Here is a 15712-nt window from a genome sequence, read left to right as displayed (position 1 = left end):
ATATTCTGCAGATTCAACGCCTAACGTCTTCATAACAACATGAGGTATCATAATTGAATGAAAAATTCGCAAATCCAGCGCCTCTTGGACTCTTGGGCTTCGGAATGACGACGGTACTATTGAATCTTCACAACGCTGGTTTCTACCCTTTAGACAGTATGATTCTAGCTATGGGACTTGCGTATGGTGGTTTGGCTCAGATTATTACTGGTGTTATGGAATTCCGTAAGGGTAACACGTTTGGAACAACTGCTTTCTGTTCTTATGGCCTGTTCTGGTGGTCGCTAGTAGCATTAATTCTCATGCCAAGTATTTCCATCTTGGATGTTCAAGCTTCCTCGACAACATCTATGGCAGCATACTTTTTCATGTGGGGTCTTTTCACCTTCATCATGTTCTTCGGTACATTGAAAGCAAATCGTGCATTGCAGTTTGTGTTCCTAAGCTTAGCCATACTGTTCTTCTTGCTGACAGCTCGAGATTTAACGGGCAGCGCAGACATAGGCACTATAGCAGGGTATGAAGGCATAATCTGCGGCTTAAGCGCGGTCTACCTAGCACTGGCAGAAGTGTTAAATGAAGCTCATGGAAAAACCGTTCTACCCATAGGCTAAATGGAAAAAAGAGAACTCCCTAAAAAAGGAGAGATTCACGCGGCTATTCAGTCTTTGAGGTAAAGATCCCAATAATGTTGCCGTCTAGATCTGAGAACAACCCGAACCATCCCACGTTTGGGATTTCGGTCTTTTCTTTCACCATTTCTGCGCCAAGTTCTTGAGCTCTTTTGAGTGTTTTTGGTATGTCTTCGACCGCCACGTAAAAGATAACACCACCAGGGGTTACTTTTTCAACCTTGTCTAGGCCTCCTGCGAGTCCTTCTTCTGGTGTGAAAATAGCATAGTTTGCCATGCCGTAATCTATTTTCCATCCGAAAAGTTTGCTGTAGAATTCTCCAGCTCTTCTAATGTCGGTAACTGGAATTTCTATATGACAAATATTGTGCACCATTTTTATTCCTCTTTCTACAGCAAAGACATAACTCTCAAATTATTATGTGTTGCCATGACGACAATTCCCTTGGAAAATCTAATGAAGGTTCAGTGAAAGCGTTATCCTAAAATCTACAGAGAACAAGAGTGAAAAAATTCCTTGCTATACAATGATAGAGTTTTTGTCGGTATATAGAATGGTGATAGTGTAATAAACTACCTTATGTGCGATATGATGAATAGGTTTACAGTATCGACCGAGGAGAAAAGATTTTATTTCAGATTTTTGTCTTTCATAGCTCTAAAAAACAGAGTTGCAAAACTATGTCAAAACAAGTCAAATGGGTTAAAGAAGATCCAAATGACAAATTTGTATTCTGGCCAACCGAAGAAATGAAGAAAAGAGCATGGGTAAACGACGAATCAATCTACAAAGAAGCAGCAAAAGACCCCGTAGCCTTTTGGGCTGCAAGAGCAAAAGAAGGACTAGAATGGTTCCAACCGTGGACTGAAACATACCAGTGGAATCCACCATACTATAAATGGTTTGTCAATGGCAAAATTAACGCTTCCTACAACGCCCTCGACCGCCACGTCAAAACATGGCGAAAAAATAAAGCAGCAATCATCTGGGAGCCAGAATCAATAAACGAGCCTACCCGAGTGCTTACTTATAACGACCTCTATCGCGAAGTCAACAAATTCGCCAATGTACTGAAAAGCTTAGGCGTAAAGAAAGGCGACCGCGTAGGCATCTATCTACCTATGATTCCAGAAGTGCAAATCGCCATGCTAGCTTGTGCACGCATAGGAGCGATCCACAGCGTCGTCTTTTCAGCTTTCAGCGGCGAATCATTGGGAAGTAGGATGAAGGACGCGGAAGCAAAAGTTTTGGTTACTGCAGACGGTTACTTCAGAAGAGGTAAAGTTGTTAACCTAAAAGCCAATGCAGACATAGGCGTCAAAGACGCAAAAATCGAACAAGTTGTCGTCGTTAAACGCGCAGGAAACGAAATCAAGATGACCAAGGATAGAGATCTTTGGTGGCACGAGTTGATGGCCAAGGCTTCACTTTACTGCGAACCAGAACCTATGGACAGCGAAGACACGCTTTTTATCCTTTACACGAGCGGCACCACGGGAAAACCGAAAGGCATAGTTCATCACATAGGTGGCTACTTGACTGTCGCCCTTTGGACTGCTAAATGGGACTTTGATCTCCACGACGAGGACATATTCTGGTGCACCGCTGACATAGGCTGGGTTACAGGGCATACTTACGCGTGTTATGGACCATTACTTAACGGCGCAACTATCCTAGTTTATGAAGGCGCCTTAAATTTCCCAGAAGTCGATAGATGGTGGGAAATCGTAGAAAAATATGGTGTCACAGTGTTCTATACGGCTCCAACAGCTATACGGATGATACTAAGGTGGGGCGAAGAATGGCCTAAGAAACACGACCTCAGCAGCCTACGTCTTCTAGGCACAGTCGGAGAACCGATCAACCAAGACGCTTGGATGTGGTATTTCAAGCATATAGGTGGTGAAAGATGCCCCGTTATAGACACGTGGTGGCAAACGGAAACAGGTGCAGCCCTCATAAATTCATTGCCAGGCGTCGGTCCGTTCATCCCAACAGTCGCTGGTAGAAGCTTCCCTGGTACAACACACGACATCCTAGACGAAACGGGACAGCCAGTTAAAATGGGCGAAGGCGGATACCTCGTTCAAAAAAGTCCTTTCGCACCCGGCATGTTAAGAGGAGTCTACAAAGACCCAGAAAGATACAAAGCACAGTATTGGAGTGTCTATAGCGATACAACCTATTACACAAGCGATGGGGCGATATTTTGGGACGAACTAGGTAACATACGCTTAACCGGCAGAGTTGATGACGTGATGAAAGTCGCAGGTCACAGACTATCAACCGCAGAAGTGGAGAACGCGCTGACGCAACACACCTCAGTTGCAGAATGTGCAGTAGTCGCCGCGCCTCATGACATAAAAGGTGAAGTTCCAATTGCCTTTGTTGTTCTAAAACAGGGAGTAACAGCCTCTTCAGCACTTGAAAACGAACTCATACAACAAGTGGTTAAAGTAATAGGACCTACAGCGAAACCTGCAAAAATAGTGTTAACAGATGCGTTGCCTAAGACTCGAAGCGGAAAAATCATGCGGAGAATTCTCAAAGCCTTAGTGAAAGGCGAGACTGTCGGCGACGTAACAACTTTGATGAACCCTCAAACAGTTGAAGACCTAAAACAAAAGATCGGATATCAAACCTAGCTCCAGTGCAAATGGGGACGCTCACACAGCTATCCCCATTTCCAATTATTTAAACTTCTTTACACGGAAAGAAAACTCTTTTACAATGAGCGCGCGCGCTTTCTCGCTAGGGACGCCAAAAAATATTTTTTCCTCGTAGGTAATGACTGGAGTCTTTATGCCTTGAATTCTTAATCTCAATCTTGCTAAGAAGCTCATGGTTCCTAAATCGATGGTCTCAAATTCTAAACCATTATTTCTGCAAAAATCTTCAGCCAACATTAGAACCTCCCTTTCTTCATTAGGTAGGTAACGGTTTCCAATCATGCTCGAGACAGATTTCAAAACTTGGAAAGCGGTTCTCTGGGCTTGGGCGCAAGCATGCATAGCACCTTCCTTATCAACAAATCCAACAGTTGGAATTTCAAAACTATGGACATAAACCTTTAACTTTTGCATATAATTATCATCAACCAAGCTAGCCACTTAAGCTTTGGCTGAAACTTCTTTTCTTCGAAATATTAGCGTGCATCTAGCCCAATAACACTTGAAGAAAAGCCTCATAGATCAGTCCATTCTTTCTTTTTTCTTGCAACCATCTTTTCGCTGGCATTCTGGAAACATAGTTTTATTAGCTTCACAGTAGATTTTTTATGAAAGTCTCATAAAAGAATTTTCAAGGGATTAAAAATGACTTTACGAAAGTGTTCAGTTGTTCGTAAAAGGAATGGTAAAAAACGCGTAGGAAGAGGTTATAGCAGAGGAGAACTGAAAAAAGCCGGCATTAATTTTAGCCAAGCTTTACACATTGGATTGCCTGTTGATGTAAGAAGACGAACGATGCATGATGAAAATGTGGAACTTGTGAAGCAACAACTGCAAAAGTTCAAAATTGTCAAAAAACGTGTTTCTAAAGCAAAAGGAAAAACCTCTTGAATCAGTTACCGGATGAGCATAAGTTGAAGCTTCCTATAGCATATGTAGATATTCGATTCTCGGTTCACGCAACTGAGGATCCAGAGAAGGTAAAAAAGGCAGCATACAGCTTGTTTCCAGCAGATCACATTACAGAAGTGACTTTCATGGAAAAGGTTTTGAGGGGCTATTATGGCAATCGGATAGTTCTTTTTAAAACACGGATAAAGAAAGGAGAGATGATTAAGGCTTTTGTTAAAAAACTTTCTATTTGCCTTGGCGAGCAAGATAAAGAAAGAATTTTTAGAGAATCAAACTTGTTTGTAGAGAGAGGTAACTTGTATCTTCGTCTTGACAAACAAGCTGCGTTAGAAGGCAAACTTGAGCTTAGGAAAGATGACCCAATTCATATACGTATTCACTTCAAAAAGAAGGAAATTATTGAAATCTGTCGAGAACTCGGGATAATGCCATGAAGCAATTTGCCGACCTCCATTTGCGACCACCTCTAGATAAGAGAGAGCAAATGGAGAAGTTAATATGCAAAGCAACAGATCTAGGCTACAGTCTAGTGGCAATTTCTCTACCTCCAAAAATAAAACAGGCTACAGTCCTCTTCTTGCGGAAAACTTGTAAGAGTCACGGTGTTGATTTCGCAACAAGAATCGATTTGACTCCGAAATCTTCCAATGCACTATTAAAAAGCCTTAGATTGTTTAGACGAAGATTCCAGATAGTAGGTGTAAACTGCATTTCAAAATCGGTTGCCAGGCAAGCGGCCAAGGACCATCGAGTTGATATGCTTGCTTTTCCGTCCAGCAACCCACGTAAACGATTTTTCGATCAAGCTGAGGCAAGGGTAGCCTGTCAAGGCGTTGCTGCTTTTGAAATTGATATGGCGTTACTTCTTCAGGTAACAGGCTTCTATCGGATGCGTCTCCTCTCTTCTTTAAGAAAAGAAGTGGCAATTGCCAAGAAAAATGGTATCCCTATTGTGATAAGTAGTAATGCATGCAATCCTTTTCAATTGCGTGGACCTAACGATCTTGCAAGCCTTGCCTTATTGTTTGGGATGGATAATGTGTCTGCTCTGAATGCCGTTTCTGTCACGCCTTCAGCTATTGTCAGACGAAATAGAGAAAAACTCGACTCGAGTTATGTGGCGAGAGGCGTGCGTGTGGTTAGGAGAGGAACAAACTGCGATTCGTAAGAAGACGTTATTTGGCTTTAAAAGCCGATAGTGACCAATCCATTGATGAGAAGGATTTGATGAACGCGATTTGGGACATGGTGTATCAGCTTTTTGGGGAATTTGGCGCCAGTCAGACTGCCTTGTTTTTAGTGAAACGAGATAACGAGAAAGGCATTGTGATTGTCAGATGCTCGCATAAGGCGTTGAATATGGTTAGAGCAGCTATTACTGCTGTTACGGATATTAATAGAAGACGCGCAGTGATTCGTGTTGTTGCGGTTTCTGGAACGCTGAAGGCGCTTCGAAGAAAGTTGTTTGAACATTAGCGCAGAGGTTGTTAACAATGAATAAATTTGCAGACTTTGAAGTCGCGGTTAAGAAGTGGGTGAAGAATGCAGAGAAAATTGTCGTAGTTGGCGTTGGCAATGAACTACGTAGAGACGACTTCGTTGGTGTTGAAATAGTAAGAGGATTAAAAGATAAAGTTTCTAGGCTCGTGATGCTTATTGAAAGTGAAACCGTACCTGAAAGCTTTATAGAACCAATAACCAAGTTTAACCCTACTCACATTTTAGTTATTGACGCAGGTTTACTGGGGTTAGAGCCGGGTGAAGCCAAGCTCGTGGAATCAAGCAAAATACTAAGTTCACCCTCAGTGGCAATTTCAACCCACGCTCTTCCCCTTAAAATATTCTGTGAATACTTGAAAAAAGCGATAGGTGCTAAAATCGCCTTAATAATTATACAGCCTCAAAGAACTGATTTCGGTGAAGGCTTGAGCAGGAAAGTTGAAAGGGCCGCTGGAAAGTTGAAAAAAACTTTGACTGAAATCCTGAGTACAATTTGAGGCTTTATTACTATCCATAGCAATGCCTTCCAATTCAACAATTTTATACTACAATCTCTAAAGAAACCAAAGAATCGCTCAAACACGACAGTAGCTCATTATTCTCAATACTAATTCTTTCTTCATAAGACAGTTAAATCCAAACTTCACTAGTCAAACCCTATAGAACCATGGGGGAATAGAAGGCAAAAATGAAAATTGAAAAACCATTTTCTCTCCAAAAACGCAGACAACTACAAAGCAAACTCAAGCAGGCACTAAAAGCAGAAATGCGGACACTTTCTACAGAAATGCAGCAAATTCTCTGTGATGACTTAGTCACAGCATTACAAAATAGGTTAATTGTGCTGACCAAAGTCAAGCCAGAATGCCGCTAGATAATGGAGAGAAACACTGATTTAGAATACGTAAATAATTTATATCCAAATCACTGAAGGACACGCTAAAGAGGTTTAAACATGCGACGCTCCAAACTTGAAATGTACGTAGATATCCTAAAAGTTCTGTCTCAACGTGGGCCTCTCAAACTAACTCATATTATGTACAAAGCTAATGTCAACTGTAGCGTCCTCAAGCAGTACCTAGAATTTTTAATCCAACAAAACCTTGTCGAAGAACGAACAGTCGGCAAAAAACGCGTAGTCTACGCCATAACTCAGCGAGGAATCACAGTCCTAAAGCACTTCCGTGAACTCAAAACAGTCCTTCCGATAATAGAGGAATCACGGCGCTTACCAGCTATTCTCTAAACCCTCTTCTCTTTTCTTTACCATGTCGCCTAACTATTCTTTTCTATCAGAAGGAATAATTCCAAATAGTTTAGTAAGAAGCTTAAGAATCTGTAAAGTTATGTCGTAAGATTTAATAGAGCTAATGGTTCTCATGTACAGTAGATGTGTTTATCACGTTCTGGTGTGAACAGGTTGACAATAAGCAAATCGCTTGGGAAGAGCCCTACTGCGTTGCTGGAAAAGATTAGAGAGAGCTTGGATAAACTCAATGAAAAGATGGAAGTTTTCATCGAGCTTCAGAAGCAAAGAAGAAACCAAGACTTTATTGTTCAAGACTTGCCTGAAGCTTTAGATGTGATGACTCTTCTTTCATTACCTGACCATTTAAGGAAGACAGCTGTGGCGATTTGCAAGCTTGGCCGTGCTACTGCGCAGGAGGTGGCGGAGCAGACGAAGCGTGCGCGGGCAGTGGAAAGTGGCTATCTAAATCAACTTGTTCTAATGAGTTATTTGAAGAAAGAAAGAAAGGGACGCAAAGTCTATTTCTTTGTTGAAAAGTAAAGGGTTGAACGGACTTGGGCAAAATCATAGCCATTCACAGTTACAAGGGCGGTACGGGAAAGACACTTTTAACTATAAACCTTGCCGCCATATATGCAAGAAGAGGGAAGAAAGTCTGTGTTCTCGATTTGGATTTTCGTGCACCCAGCCTTCAATCCATCTTTAAACTAGGTGGTTCTGAATATTGGCTAAACGATTATCTGAATGGTGCTTGTGAAATCAATAAAGTCCTATTTAATTACACTCCTCAATGTGAATGTAGCGGTACAATGTTGGTAGGATTAGCGAATCCAGCGACTGAAGCCTTGCGGGACATGTCCGCGAAGGATCGTAAATGGGAGATGCGAGCTCTGGGACGGTTGTTGTCACTGAAGAATACACTTCTTAACGACATGGAATTGGACTACCTTTTGCTTGATACTAGTCCAGGACTGCAATATTCTTCTATAAATGCAATAGTGAGCGCAGATCTTGTTCTTGTCGTGAGCACGATAGACGCGTCTGATATTGAAGGGACTAAAAGGATGACGCATGAGTTGTATGACTTGTTTGAGAAGAAAACGGCGATTTTGATGAACAAGGTGCCTATTGAGTTTCTGTCGACTCCAGTAGAAAGAGACAGCGTATACAAACGTTTTGAGAACACTCATACTTTACCCATTTTGAAGATAATACCGTGTTTTTGTGACGTGCTACGTGCTGGCGGAACAAAGATATTTGTAAAAGACGAACCTGATCACCCCTTTACTGAGCATCTTCAAGAAATCGCCACGAAAATAGAGAAGTTTTAAACCTCAACCTTTGCTGTCATTTTTGCATTTGTTGCTTATTCTAAATTCTCAGCACTACGTTTTAAATATGAATTAGGCTTGAGCACACGCGAAATCTTAAGATTAGACCATTTATCATATTTTCCGAATAGACGATTAATAGACTCCGAATATGAGTGCTAATTGGAGACTAGCTCACTTTGCTCTAATCCCAGTTTAAAAAAATTCTTCTAGCGACATACATAAGTTTTCGCAGATTAGTATCATTTTTTTCAGCCACGGCTTGGAAAAGGATTTGTCATTTAATTTTTTTTTCAAAATGTTGACTTCCAGCGGTGTTTTTTCAACTTTCGAATCTTCGATGAAATTGGCTAAGGCATCAACTGCTATCATGACTTGTCTAGGATGCTTTTTGATTTAAAACCTGTTCGGTGGTCATGGGCTTTTATGGCGTAGAGAGCACTTTTTGACAGCTTTCCCTTCAGACTTTCTGCAGCCACGATGCCATGCCTGCTCATATCGTTTCTGACAGTGCCATAGTCTAAGTCGTGGAGTAACTCAACAAGTTCCCACTCATCTTCGTTCTTGCCAAGTCTTTTTGCAATGATCCGCATTATCCTAGATACTAAGATGGCATGGGAGCACTTGCTCGAATTCTCAATAAGCTTCAGAGCTTGTTCCCTCGAAATGGTGCGATGATTCATGGCGTTCATATCCAGAATAATACAATTCAATAAAAAAAAGGTTGTTGAAATGCAATACTGGTGTTCTCGCAGATGCGGAACAGTATTATGACGGTTTCTATGAATATTCTTGTTAAAAGCTGATGATTTTTTCATGTCTGCCGTTGTTGTTGCTGGAGGGATTTCCAAGCGTTTTGGACAGGACAAAGGTTCGATTAAATTGGCTGAAAAACCTTTGGTTCTTCACGTGTTGGATAAGCTTGCTGCTGTAGTTGATGAAGTCGTTGTAGTTGTAAGTTCGGAAATGCAGGAGAGAAAATTCGCTGAAATAATTAAGCAAAAAGCCCGCATTGTGATAGACAAAACGTATGTCCAATCGCCCCTAAATGGCACTTTAACCGGCTTCGAAACTATTCAAAGTGAATACACATTACTACTTGCGTGTGACACACCTTTCTTATCTTCCAAAATACTCAACTTCGTCTTGGACATGTGTATAAACAAGAATGCGGCAATTCCAAGATGGCCAAACGACAACATTGAACCCTTGCACGCAGCCTACCATGCTGAAACGGCAGCTAAAGCCGCAGAAATCGCCCTAGAAAATGGAAAACTAGACATGCGTTCCATGATAGAAAACATGCAAAATATCCGGTATATCTCCACGATAGTTCTTCGAGAGTTTGACCCAAAACTCACGACACTCTTTAATATCAACACACCCAGCGACTTGGAAAAGGCAGAAGCAATGATAAAACGCCACACTTATTAGTTCACAGCGCGAAAAATATTTCCTTATGAGAACTATTAAAATAATTCCTATAACAGGACTGCCGATAATCAGAAAAGGCGACAAACTATCCACACTAATCTGCAACGCTGCTGAAAACCAAGGAACTCCAATTCAAAATGGCGACATAATCGTAATCACCCATGTGGTAGTCTCTCGTGCAGAGGGCAGCACCATCAATCTCGACACTATAGAACCTTCTCACTTTGCTAAAGCCATTGCTCAAAAAAGCCATAAAGATCCTGCACTCGTAGAAGTCGTTCTAAGAGAAGCTGAAAGTATCATCCGCATGCACAACGGTAGCCTCATAACACTAACAAGACACGGATTTATCTGCGCTAACTCTGGGGTCGACAAAAGCAACGTACCAGGTGGAAGAACTGTCGCTTTGCTACCGAAAGATCCAGACGAATCAGCTAGGCAAATCAGGCAAGAAATAGAAAAAGAAACCGAAAAAACAGTTGCAGTCATCATCTCAGACACTCATGGACGACCCCTCAGAGATGGAGAAATCAACATTGCCATAGGCATTGCTGGACTAATTCCAATTCGTGACAGAAGAGGTGAAAAAGACCTCTTTAATTACGTTTTGAAAGTAAAACGCACTGCTATCGCAGATGAACTTGCTTCTGCCGCAGAACTTGTGATCGGACAAGCAGACGAAGCCATTCCCGTGGCTATCATGAGAGGTTATTCTTACCAAAAGTCCGAAAAGGCAACAGCAAAAGACATGCTTAGACCACTTGAAAAGGAATTTTTCCTCTAACTACTGCTATAATTCTTCGCATATCTCTCAGTCTCTGCCAAAAGCTTCTCTAGATCTTCTTTGGAATGAGCGTTGCTTATAGCCCCATTTTTCTTGGGTAAGAAGAAAACGCCGTTCTCAATTAAGGCCATGTGATATTCTTCAAGTTTTTTTCTATCAGTTTTGAAGGCAACGGCTGTATTTTTCACATGTTCTTTGGTGAAATGCACATGAAACAGCGAGCCTGCACAGTGAACTTTAGCGTCAATATTGCTTCTCTCAAAAATGCCCTCAAGTCCTCTTTTAACCTTTCTTCCTTCAATGTTAAGCTTATTAATTATTTTACCATCCTCTAAGGTTCTAAGCATCGCTAATCCAGCACTCAACGATATGGGGTTTGCAGTGAAAGTTCCACCTTGAAATGAAAAACTGGGCCTTTCAAAAAGCAGCGGATCCATCCTTTCCATAATATCCTTTCTGCCAGCTACTGCGCCTATTGGAAAGCCTCCTCCTAAAATCTTGCCAAGTAGTGTAATGTCAGGAATCACACCATAATATTGCTGACCCCCACCAGGCGCCAACCTAAACCCAGTAATAATCTCATCAAAAATTAACAACGCGCCCTTTTGGACGCAAAGCTCCTTCAAACCTTTCAAAAATTCTTTATCGGCTGGTATGCATCCTCCCGCACCGAGAACGGGCTCAACTATAACTGCAGCAAATTCTTGATTTTTGATTTTTCGCTTTGTTTCTTGTAAGTCGTTGAATGGCGCAACTATTGTGTCTTTCAATGCGCCTTCTGTTAGGCCGTCTGATTCTGGCATATCAAAAGGAGGTTTAACAGCCAAATGTAACGCGTCATATCCACCATGCCAGCCACCCTCAAACTTGATGATTTTGCTTTTTCCAGTATAAGAACGTGCAAGCCTAGTGGCATATATTGCAGCTTCAGTGCCAGAGCTGCAAAACCGTACCATTTGAGCGCTTGGCACCATCTTGACCACTTGCTCTGCCATAGCAATTTCGAGTTCATGACACACACCATAATGTGTTCCGCGTTCAATCTGCGCCTTAACGGCTTCTTTTATGTTCGAGGGATTATGCCCCAGAATATGCGTATAGTGGCCCATCCAGAAGTCTATGTAAATGTTGCCATCTACATCTCTTATTTTGCTCCCTTTTGCCCAATCAATATAAAAAGGGTATGGCTCAAAGTAGCGGATGAAGTACGATACGCCTGCAGGCAAAACATGCTTGGCACGTTCATGAAGTTGCTTTGATTTAACAGTTTTCGAAGCATAATCTTTTTGCATTCAACTTCAAAGCTCCTAATACCAAGCTTTATTGGATGTTAATTTAAATGCTTACTTCAAAAGATTTTACAGTGCACAATCTGAGCGAAAATAAGTCGTGCTGGAGCAGTTTTTTGAAAGCGTATAAAAATATCTATACTTCAGTGCGCGCGCGTGTTCTCTTAGGCTTTACAAGAAGGAAAAATGTGAGGAAGATATATCTGAATTCATTGAATTTGCGTTCTCGAGTGAGGATTTGCATGGTACATACAAGGCAACGTGAAAAACTCATAAGGAGTGTTAAGCAATAGCCCAGCTTCATAGAAAAGCATAAGATATCTCTAATATAATTCTAATATAATGAGTGTTGAACGAGAGATTCTAATCGCTGTGCTGAAGCTAACAAAAGATAGCCCAATCAAGTATTCATTAATCGGTAAAAATGCCAGAATCTCAGCCCAAATGGCGGAAAGCTTTCTACGAAAATTTGCAGACGCCAGTCTCGTTAAATGGAAAGGAAAGGTAATTGAAGCTGCTCCACGTCAACGAGTTAGAATTGCGGTTCAGGCCATAAAGCTCGGCGCAGATTTTGAACGCGTTTGCAGACTGCTGGAATGGAAAGAGTTCGAAAGCATTACAACTACGGCTTTTGAAGCTTACGACTATTGTGTTGTAAATAATTTTAGGTTTAAGGGAAAAAATGGGAAACGATGGGAAATCGATATCTTAGCCTACAAACAACCGTTAATAGCCTCAGTAGATTGCAAACACTGGAAACACAGGTGGACAAGAGCGCCAATCACAAGAATGGTAGAGCTGCACGTAGAAAGAACTGAAGCCTTTGCAGATATCTTACCCAGCCTCTACGCCAAAGTCAAACTAGGCAAATGGAAGCACACAACGGTTATCCCAATCATCTTATCCCTTTTGTCAAGTCCCTTTAAATTTCACCGCGGCACACCTATAGTTTCCGTGCTAAAACTGCAAAACTTTTTAAATGAACTGCCAGCTCACATGAATTTATTAACACACTTTCCTCAAAAACTGACGAAAATTGATAGGGAAATAACAGAATACTAGCAATGTATCATCCAGAAGTTCTCTTGCAATGTCGATTTAGCGTAAAACCAGCAAAAACATAATCATGCTTGAATTTCAATACAACTTTTTTTACAAAATAGTGACAAACCCAGCTTTCCATTATTAACATGCCTTTCTTGCCAGTACAATCAGTCGAGGGGACCCTTGCTGAAAATCTTGCTCTTCATAGCCTCCATAAACTTTCTCTTTTGCAAGTCCTGCTTTTTCCAACATTTTTTGTAATTGCGGGAAAGAGTATAATCGTAGGTTATGGTCGAATGTTCTTGATTTGCTAGTGTTCTTATCTAAGATAAGCCATTGCGAGTGGAGTTTCAACCCTTTAGCGTCTAAAGTACGTCTTTCCATCATGTAAAAATGAGTAAATTCTCCCCAATCTTTCTCCTGAAAAACCTGCAAGAGATATTCGCGATTCACAATATCCATCAAGAATGGGCCATCTTGTTTAAGTGTTCTTACAATTTCCCTTAGGCTTTTCATGTCTTCTTTTTCTGAGGGAAGGTAGCCAAAACTCGTAAACATGTTGATTATAGATGCGAAGGTTTCCGACCGGAATGGCAGATGCCGCATTTCGCCCCTTACTACTGGAAAGTGAACGTGTTCTTCCGTCATCTTTTCTTTGGCAATTCTAAGAAGATTTGGCGATATGTCGAGTCCTATTATATTCCATCCTTTATTGCGGAGAAGAATTGAGTGGCGGCCTGTGCCACAACAAAGATCCAGAACTAAACCTTCTGCTTTCACAACGTTTTCAATGAATTCAACTTCTTTTTCCGTAGACCGAGCGTCTGCTATTTCTGCCCAGTAATCATTCAATTCATCAAAAAGTGAAGTAAACCACCCCTGCTTGTTCATGACTGAGCTTTCAATCCTCTCTCCAGCTTAAAGTTTCCTTTGTCCCGTTTTAGAATGCGTTCTCGATCTTGAAGTCTTTGCTTTTCCCAATCTTCCCATGGTATTTGGCGGAAGATCCATTTTTTTCCGAGGTGAGCCGCTAAAATGGCATGCTTAAATTCTTTAGAACTAGGTATGAGTTCGTCGAGAAATCTGAAGAGTTTGTCGACTTGTTTCTTTGGAAAGTAGGCGTAGTAATTAGCGTTTTTTACTTCGAAGGCGTAGACATGCTGATCTTTGCGAGCGATTACGTCAGGAAGGGGCTGGAGGCTTGGGTTGCTTACAGGTACTCTGACAGCGTTGTAGCCGCTTTCTTGTAGCTTCTTGACCAAGACTGTCTCGCTATAGAACCCTCGCCTTCGCCATTTCCTCAAATCAGCTATCTTTAGAGGTTTTCCCATTGTTAAACGCACTCAAGAACTTTCTGTCAGTATTAATTGTAACGTTGGAAAGTTATGCTTTTCCAACGAACAAGTTTCATGTTGGAAACACGCCATTTGTCACACTTCTTTTTCTATCTTTTCCTTTCTAAAAATAGATCTAATGAATACGCCCCATCCAAATTCTGTATTCATAATCTATTTCAGCGCGCGCACACTAAGACAAGAAAGGAGTCAGATTCAAAATAGGTTAGATACATGCCAAAAAAAGTAAAAGACATCATGATTCGAGACGTGAAGACCGCAAGCACAGAGCACACTGTTCTAAAAGCTGCAGAAATAATGAATCGATACGAAATTGGCTCTATAGTAGTCACTAAGAATGGAAACCCTGTTGGGATCATAACCGAAAGGGACATATTGAAAAGAGTAGTTTGCAAAGAGAAGGACCCAGCAAAAACTAAAACAATCGAAGTTATGTCAAAACCGCTTGTAACAGTAAAACCTCATGTAACAATCACACGCGCCACACGAAAGATGGTCAAGCAGAAGGTCAAAAAATTAGTAGTGATAAACGCTGATCACTTAGTAGGCGTATTAAGCCTCACCGATCTAATACCACTGCTAGACACACAGAAGCCGATAGACAAACTTTCTCTCAAAGACGCCTCAAAACGTGTGAAAAGAATTTTTGAAATATACTATGATCCTAAAAGACAGATACGCAAAAGATGCCCTCTGACAATGGGTAAGGGAATATCAATTAGCTGTATAGGTTCAAAGTGCATGTGGTACGTCACAGACAAATGTGTATTCCTGAATTTGATTGAAAAAATCTCTAAATAGAGAAGAAATATCTTGTCACACTCTATAGTTCTATGTGAGACTGAAGAATTCTCTGCCCTAATGCAGAAACTTGCATTCTTGCACACAACACATGCCCTAGCCAGCTAAAAATACGAGTTTAGAATAGACGAATCTTATTTTTCTACTTTGGCTCTTTTCCTTCTAAGGACGCGGTCTAAGAGTCTATTGATTATGGCGTCGTAGGTTTCACCTTTCTTTCCTACACTCTTTAGTACGTCTCTGGTTTCTTTTCGAATTTTTATGCTTGTTAATTCTTCCCCCATACTTTTTATCCCCTATTATGTCTCTCTATCTATTGAGGATAACAAGTATTAACATTTATGCTTTTCCAACGTTTTTCGCGGCCTCTTAAAATATAGTTACGAAAATCTACGGTCTTTGCCAAAAAATACTCAGAAAACACAAGTTTGCGCAACTCCGGCAAAGCTGCGCGAAAATACCGCAAAAGTGCAGAAATTGGGAAAAACATACAGGTTATGCAATTGTATCCGAAGCATAAGTGAATTTTTGGAGTATGATGAATCAGAACCATGATTAAACGAAGATCCACTGAGATTATTTAGAAAATGAGAGAAAAAGGAATATATAGATAGAGTATAGAGGAAGGACGAAAAAGTGGGGATTATGTGGAAAACAGAAACAATACGGTGGAGAGAATAGTAAACCCACAAAACGAGTTTTTTCTAACAT

22 protein-coding genes are annotated in these 15712 nt (G+C 41.0%); 15 read left to right on the top strand and 7 right to left on the bottom strand.

The annotated features are described in order from the left end of the window. Positions 1-53 precede the first annotated feature (53 nt). Positions 54-614, top strand: coding sequence for an acetate uptake transporter (locus NWE91_07485; GenBank protein MCW3986229.1), 561 nt, complete (start codon positions 54-56; stop codon positions 612-614). Between the two features lie 43 nt (positions 615-657). Here the strand turns inward: NWE91_07485 and NWE91_07480 are convergent, their stop codons facing one another. Continuing rightward, complete coding sequence (locus NWE91_07480) at positions 658-1008, bottom strand: VOC family protein (GenBank protein ID MCW3986228.1); 351 nt, start codon at positions 1006-1008, stop codon at positions 658-660. Positions 1009-1313: 305 nt separating this feature from the next. On the opposite strand from NWE91_07480, the gene acs reads away from it, so the two are divergent. Next, entirely contained in the window at positions 1314-3278 is a 1965-nt protein-coding gene (acs, locus tag NWE91_07475) for an acetate--CoA ligase (protein MCW3986227.1), read from the top strand. 45 nt (positions 3279-3323) lie between these two features. On the opposite strand, the gene NWE91_07470 is transcribed toward acs, so the two are convergent. Further along, positions 3324-3716, bottom strand: a complete 393-nt coding sequence (locus tag NWE91_07470; protein ID MCW3986226.1) for a hypothetical protein — start codon at positions 3714-3716, stop codon at positions 3324-3326. Between the two features lie 231 nt (positions 3717-3947). On the opposite strand from NWE91_07470, the gene NWE91_07465 reads away from it, so the two are divergent. From NWE91_07465 to NWE91_07425, 9 genes are all read left to right on the top strand, one after another. Next, positions 3948-4193 (top strand): ribosomal protein L13e, encoded by a 246-nt coding sequence (locus NWE91_07465; protein MCW3986225.1) that lies wholly within the window; start codon positions 3948-3950, stop codon positions 4191-4193. A 23-nt stretch (positions 4194-4216) separates the two neighbouring features. After that, positions 4217-4648: a hypothetical protein gene (locus tag NWE91_07460; protein ID MCW3986224.1), complete on the top strand. Its 432-nt coding sequence runs from the start codon at positions 4217-4219 to the stop codon at positions 4646-4648. Then, a complete protein-coding gene (locus NWE91_07455) occupies positions 4645-5382 on the top strand; it encodes an RNase P subunit p30 family protein (GenBank protein MCW3986223.1) in 738 nt (245 codons plus the stop codon). Before NWE91_07460 ends, NWE91_07455 begins: the two co-directional genes overlap by 4 nt. Positions 5383-5393: 11 nt before the next feature. Then, the gene (locus NWE91_07450; protein MCW3986222.1) at positions 5394-5690 is read left to right on the top strand and encodes an Rpp14/Pop5 family protein; all 297 of its coding nucleotides are present in this window, start codon (positions 5394-5396) and stop codon (positions 5688-5690) included. A gap of 17 nt (positions 5691-5707) precedes the next feature. Continuing rightward, entirely contained in the window at positions 5708-6211 is a 504-nt protein-coding gene (locus NWE91_07445; protein MCW3986221.1) for a hydrogenase 3 maturation endopeptidase HyCI, read from the top strand. A 191-nt stretch (positions 6212-6402) separates the two neighbouring features. Further along, entirely contained in the window at positions 6403-6588 is a 186-nt protein-coding gene (locus NWE91_07440; GenBank protein ID MCW3986220.1) for a hypothetical protein, read from the top strand. 81 nt (positions 6589-6669) lie between these two features. After that, entirely contained in the window at positions 6670-6960 is a 291-nt protein-coding gene (locus NWE91_07435; GenBank protein ID MCW3986219.1) for a winged helix-turn-helix domain-containing protein, read from the top strand. A gap of 174 nt (positions 6961-7134) precedes the next feature. Next, on the top strand, positions 7135-7503 hold the full coding sequence (locus tag NWE91_07430) for a transcriptional regulator (GenBank protein MCW3986218.1): 369 nt from the start codon (positions 7135-7137) through the stop codon (positions 7501-7503). A 14-nt stretch (positions 7504-7517) separates the two neighbouring features. After that, complete coding sequence (locus tag NWE91_07425; protein MCW3986217.1) at positions 7518-8294, top strand: MinD/ParA family protein; 777 nt, start codon at positions 7518-7520, stop codon at positions 8292-8294. A gap of 368 nt (positions 8295-8662) precedes the next feature. On the opposite strand, the gene NWE91_07420 is transcribed toward NWE91_07425, so the two are convergent. Then, the gene (locus tag NWE91_07420; protein ID MCW3986216.1) at positions 8663-8977 is read right to left on the bottom strand and encodes an HD domain-containing protein; all 315 of its coding nucleotides are present in this window, start codon (positions 8975-8977) and stop codon (positions 8663-8665) included. 133 nt (positions 8978-9110) lie between these two features. Here NWE91_07420 and NWE91_07415 point away from each other — a divergent pair, with 133 nt between their 5' ends. Both NWE91_07415 and cofE read left to right on the top strand, forming a co-directional pair. Beyond that, positions 9111-9728: a molybdenum cofactor guanylyltransferase gene (locus tag NWE91_07415; GenBank protein MCW3986215.1), complete on the top strand. Its 618-nt coding sequence runs from the start codon at positions 9111-9113 to the stop codon at positions 9726-9728. Positions 9729-9753: 25 nt separating this feature from the next. Further along, positions 9754-10512, top strand: coding sequence for a coenzyme F420-0:L-glutamate ligase (cofE, locus tag NWE91_07410; protein MCW3986214.1), 759 nt, complete (start codon positions 9754-9756; stop codon positions 10510-10512). Here cofE and NWE91_07405 read toward each other — a convergent pair. Beyond that, positions 10509-11804: an aspartate aminotransferase family protein gene (locus tag NWE91_07405; GenBank protein MCW3986213.1), complete on the bottom strand. Its 1296-nt coding sequence runs from the start codon at positions 11802-11804 to the stop codon at positions 10509-10511. The genes cofE and NWE91_07405 overlap by 4 nt on opposite strands. Positions 11805-12143: 339 nt before the next feature. On the opposite strand from NWE91_07405, the gene NWE91_07400 reads away from it, so the two are divergent. Next, positions 12144-12863, top strand: a complete 720-nt coding sequence (locus tag NWE91_07400; GenBank protein ID MCW3986212.1) for a hypothetical protein — start codon at positions 12144-12146, stop codon at positions 12861-12863. Between the two features lie 123 nt (positions 12864-12986). On the opposite strand, the gene NWE91_07395 is transcribed toward NWE91_07400, so the two are convergent. After that, the gene (locus NWE91_07395; GenBank protein ID MCW3986211.1) at positions 12987-13736 is read right to left on the bottom strand and encodes a methyltransferase domain-containing protein; all 750 of its coding nucleotides are present in this window, start codon (positions 13734-13736) and stop codon (positions 12987-12989) included. Beyond that, positions 13733-14176 (bottom strand): hypothetical protein, encoded by a 444-nt coding sequence (locus tag NWE91_07390; protein MCW3986210.1) that lies wholly within the window; start codon positions 14174-14176, stop codon positions 13733-13735. The genes NWE91_07395 and NWE91_07390 overlap by 4 nt, the downstream gene beginning before the upstream one ends. Before the next feature lie 237 nt (positions 14177-14413). Between NWE91_07390 and NWE91_07385 the strand changes: the two genes are divergently transcribed. Beyond that, entirely contained in the window at positions 14414-15001 is a 588-nt protein-coding gene (locus NWE91_07385) for a CBS domain-containing protein (GenBank protein ID MCW3986209.1), read from the top strand. A 134-nt stretch (positions 15002-15135) separates the two neighbouring features. On the opposite strand, the gene NWE91_07380 is transcribed toward NWE91_07385, so the two are convergent. Next, on the bottom strand, positions 15136-15285 hold the full coding sequence (locus NWE91_07380) for a hypothetical protein (protein MCW3986208.1): 150 nt from the start codon (positions 15283-15285) through the stop codon (positions 15136-15138). Between the last annotated feature and the right edge of the window lie 427 nt (positions 15286-15712).

This window comes from Candidatus Bathyarchaeota archaeon (assembly GCA_026014805.1).
Lineage (GTDB): Archaea > Thermoproteota > Bathyarchaeia > Bathyarchaeales > SOJC01 > JAGLZW01.
The sequence above is the reverse complement of the archived record's forward strand: the minus strand, read 5'-3'. Positions and strand labels throughout refer to the sequence as shown.

Coding starts and splice junctions, on each gene's coding strand:
- acs (MCW3986227.1), top strand. CDS start 1,314: ATGTCAAAACAAGTCAAATGGGTTAAAGAAGATCCAAATGACAAATTT.
- NWE91_07385 (MCW3986209.1), top strand. CDS start 14,414: ATGCCAAAAAAAGTAAAAGACATCATGATTCGAGACGTGAAGACCGCA.
- NWE91_07400 (MCW3986212.1), top strand. CDS start 12,144: ATGAGTGTTGAACGAGAGATTCTAATCGCTGTGCTGAAGCTAACAAAA.
- cofE (MCW3986214.1), top strand. CDS start 9,754: ATGAGAACTATTAAAATAATTCCTATAACAGGACTGCCGATAATCAGA.
- NWE91_07435 (MCW3986219.1), top strand. CDS start 6,670: ATGCGACGCTCCAAACTTGAAATGTACGTAGATATCCTAAAAGTTCTG.
- NWE91_07455 (MCW3986223.1), top strand. CDS start 4,645: ATGAAGCAATTTGCCGACCTCCATTTGCGACCACCTCTAGATAAGAGA.
- NWE91_07445 (MCW3986221.1), top strand. CDS start 5,708: ATGAATAAATTTGCAGACTTTGAAGTCGCGGTTAAGAAGTGGGTGAAG.
- NWE91_07395 (MCW3986211.1), bottom strand. CDS start 13,736: ATGAACAAGCAGGGGTGGTTTACTTCACTTTTTGATGAATTGAATGAT.
- NWE91_07380 (MCW3986208.1), bottom strand. CDS start 15,285: ATGGGGGAAGAATTAACAAGCATAAAAATTCGAAAAGAAACCAGAGAC.
- NWE91_07415 (MCW3986215.1), top strand. CDS start 9,111: ATGTCTGCCGTTGTTGTTGCTGGAGGGATTTCCAAGCGTTTTGGACAG.
- NWE91_07465 (MCW3986225.1), top strand. CDS start 3,948: ATGACTTTACGAAAGTGTTCAGTTGTTCGTAAAAGGAATGGTAAAAAA.
- NWE91_07390 (MCW3986210.1), bottom strand. CDS start 14,176: ATGGGAAAACCTCTAAAGATAGCTGATTTGAGGAAATGGCGAAGGCGA.
- NWE91_07470 (MCW3986226.1), bottom strand. CDS start 3,716: ATGCAAAAGTTAAAGGTTTATGTCCATAGTTTTGAAATTCCAACTGTT.
- NWE91_07440 (MCW3986220.1), top strand. CDS start 6,403: ATGAAAATTGAAAAACCATTTTCTCTCCAAAAACGCAGACAACTACAA.
- NWE91_07480 (MCW3986228.1), bottom strand. CDS start 1,008: ATGGTGCACAATATTTGTCATATAGAAATTCCAGTTACCGACATTAGA.
- NWE91_07420 (MCW3986216.1), bottom strand. CDS start 8,977: ATGAATCATCGCACCATTTCGAGGGAACAAGCTCTGAAGCTTATTGAG.
- NWE91_07405 (MCW3986213.1), bottom strand. CDS start 11,804: ATGCAAAAAGATTATGCTTCGAAAACTGTTAAATCAAAGCAACTTCAT.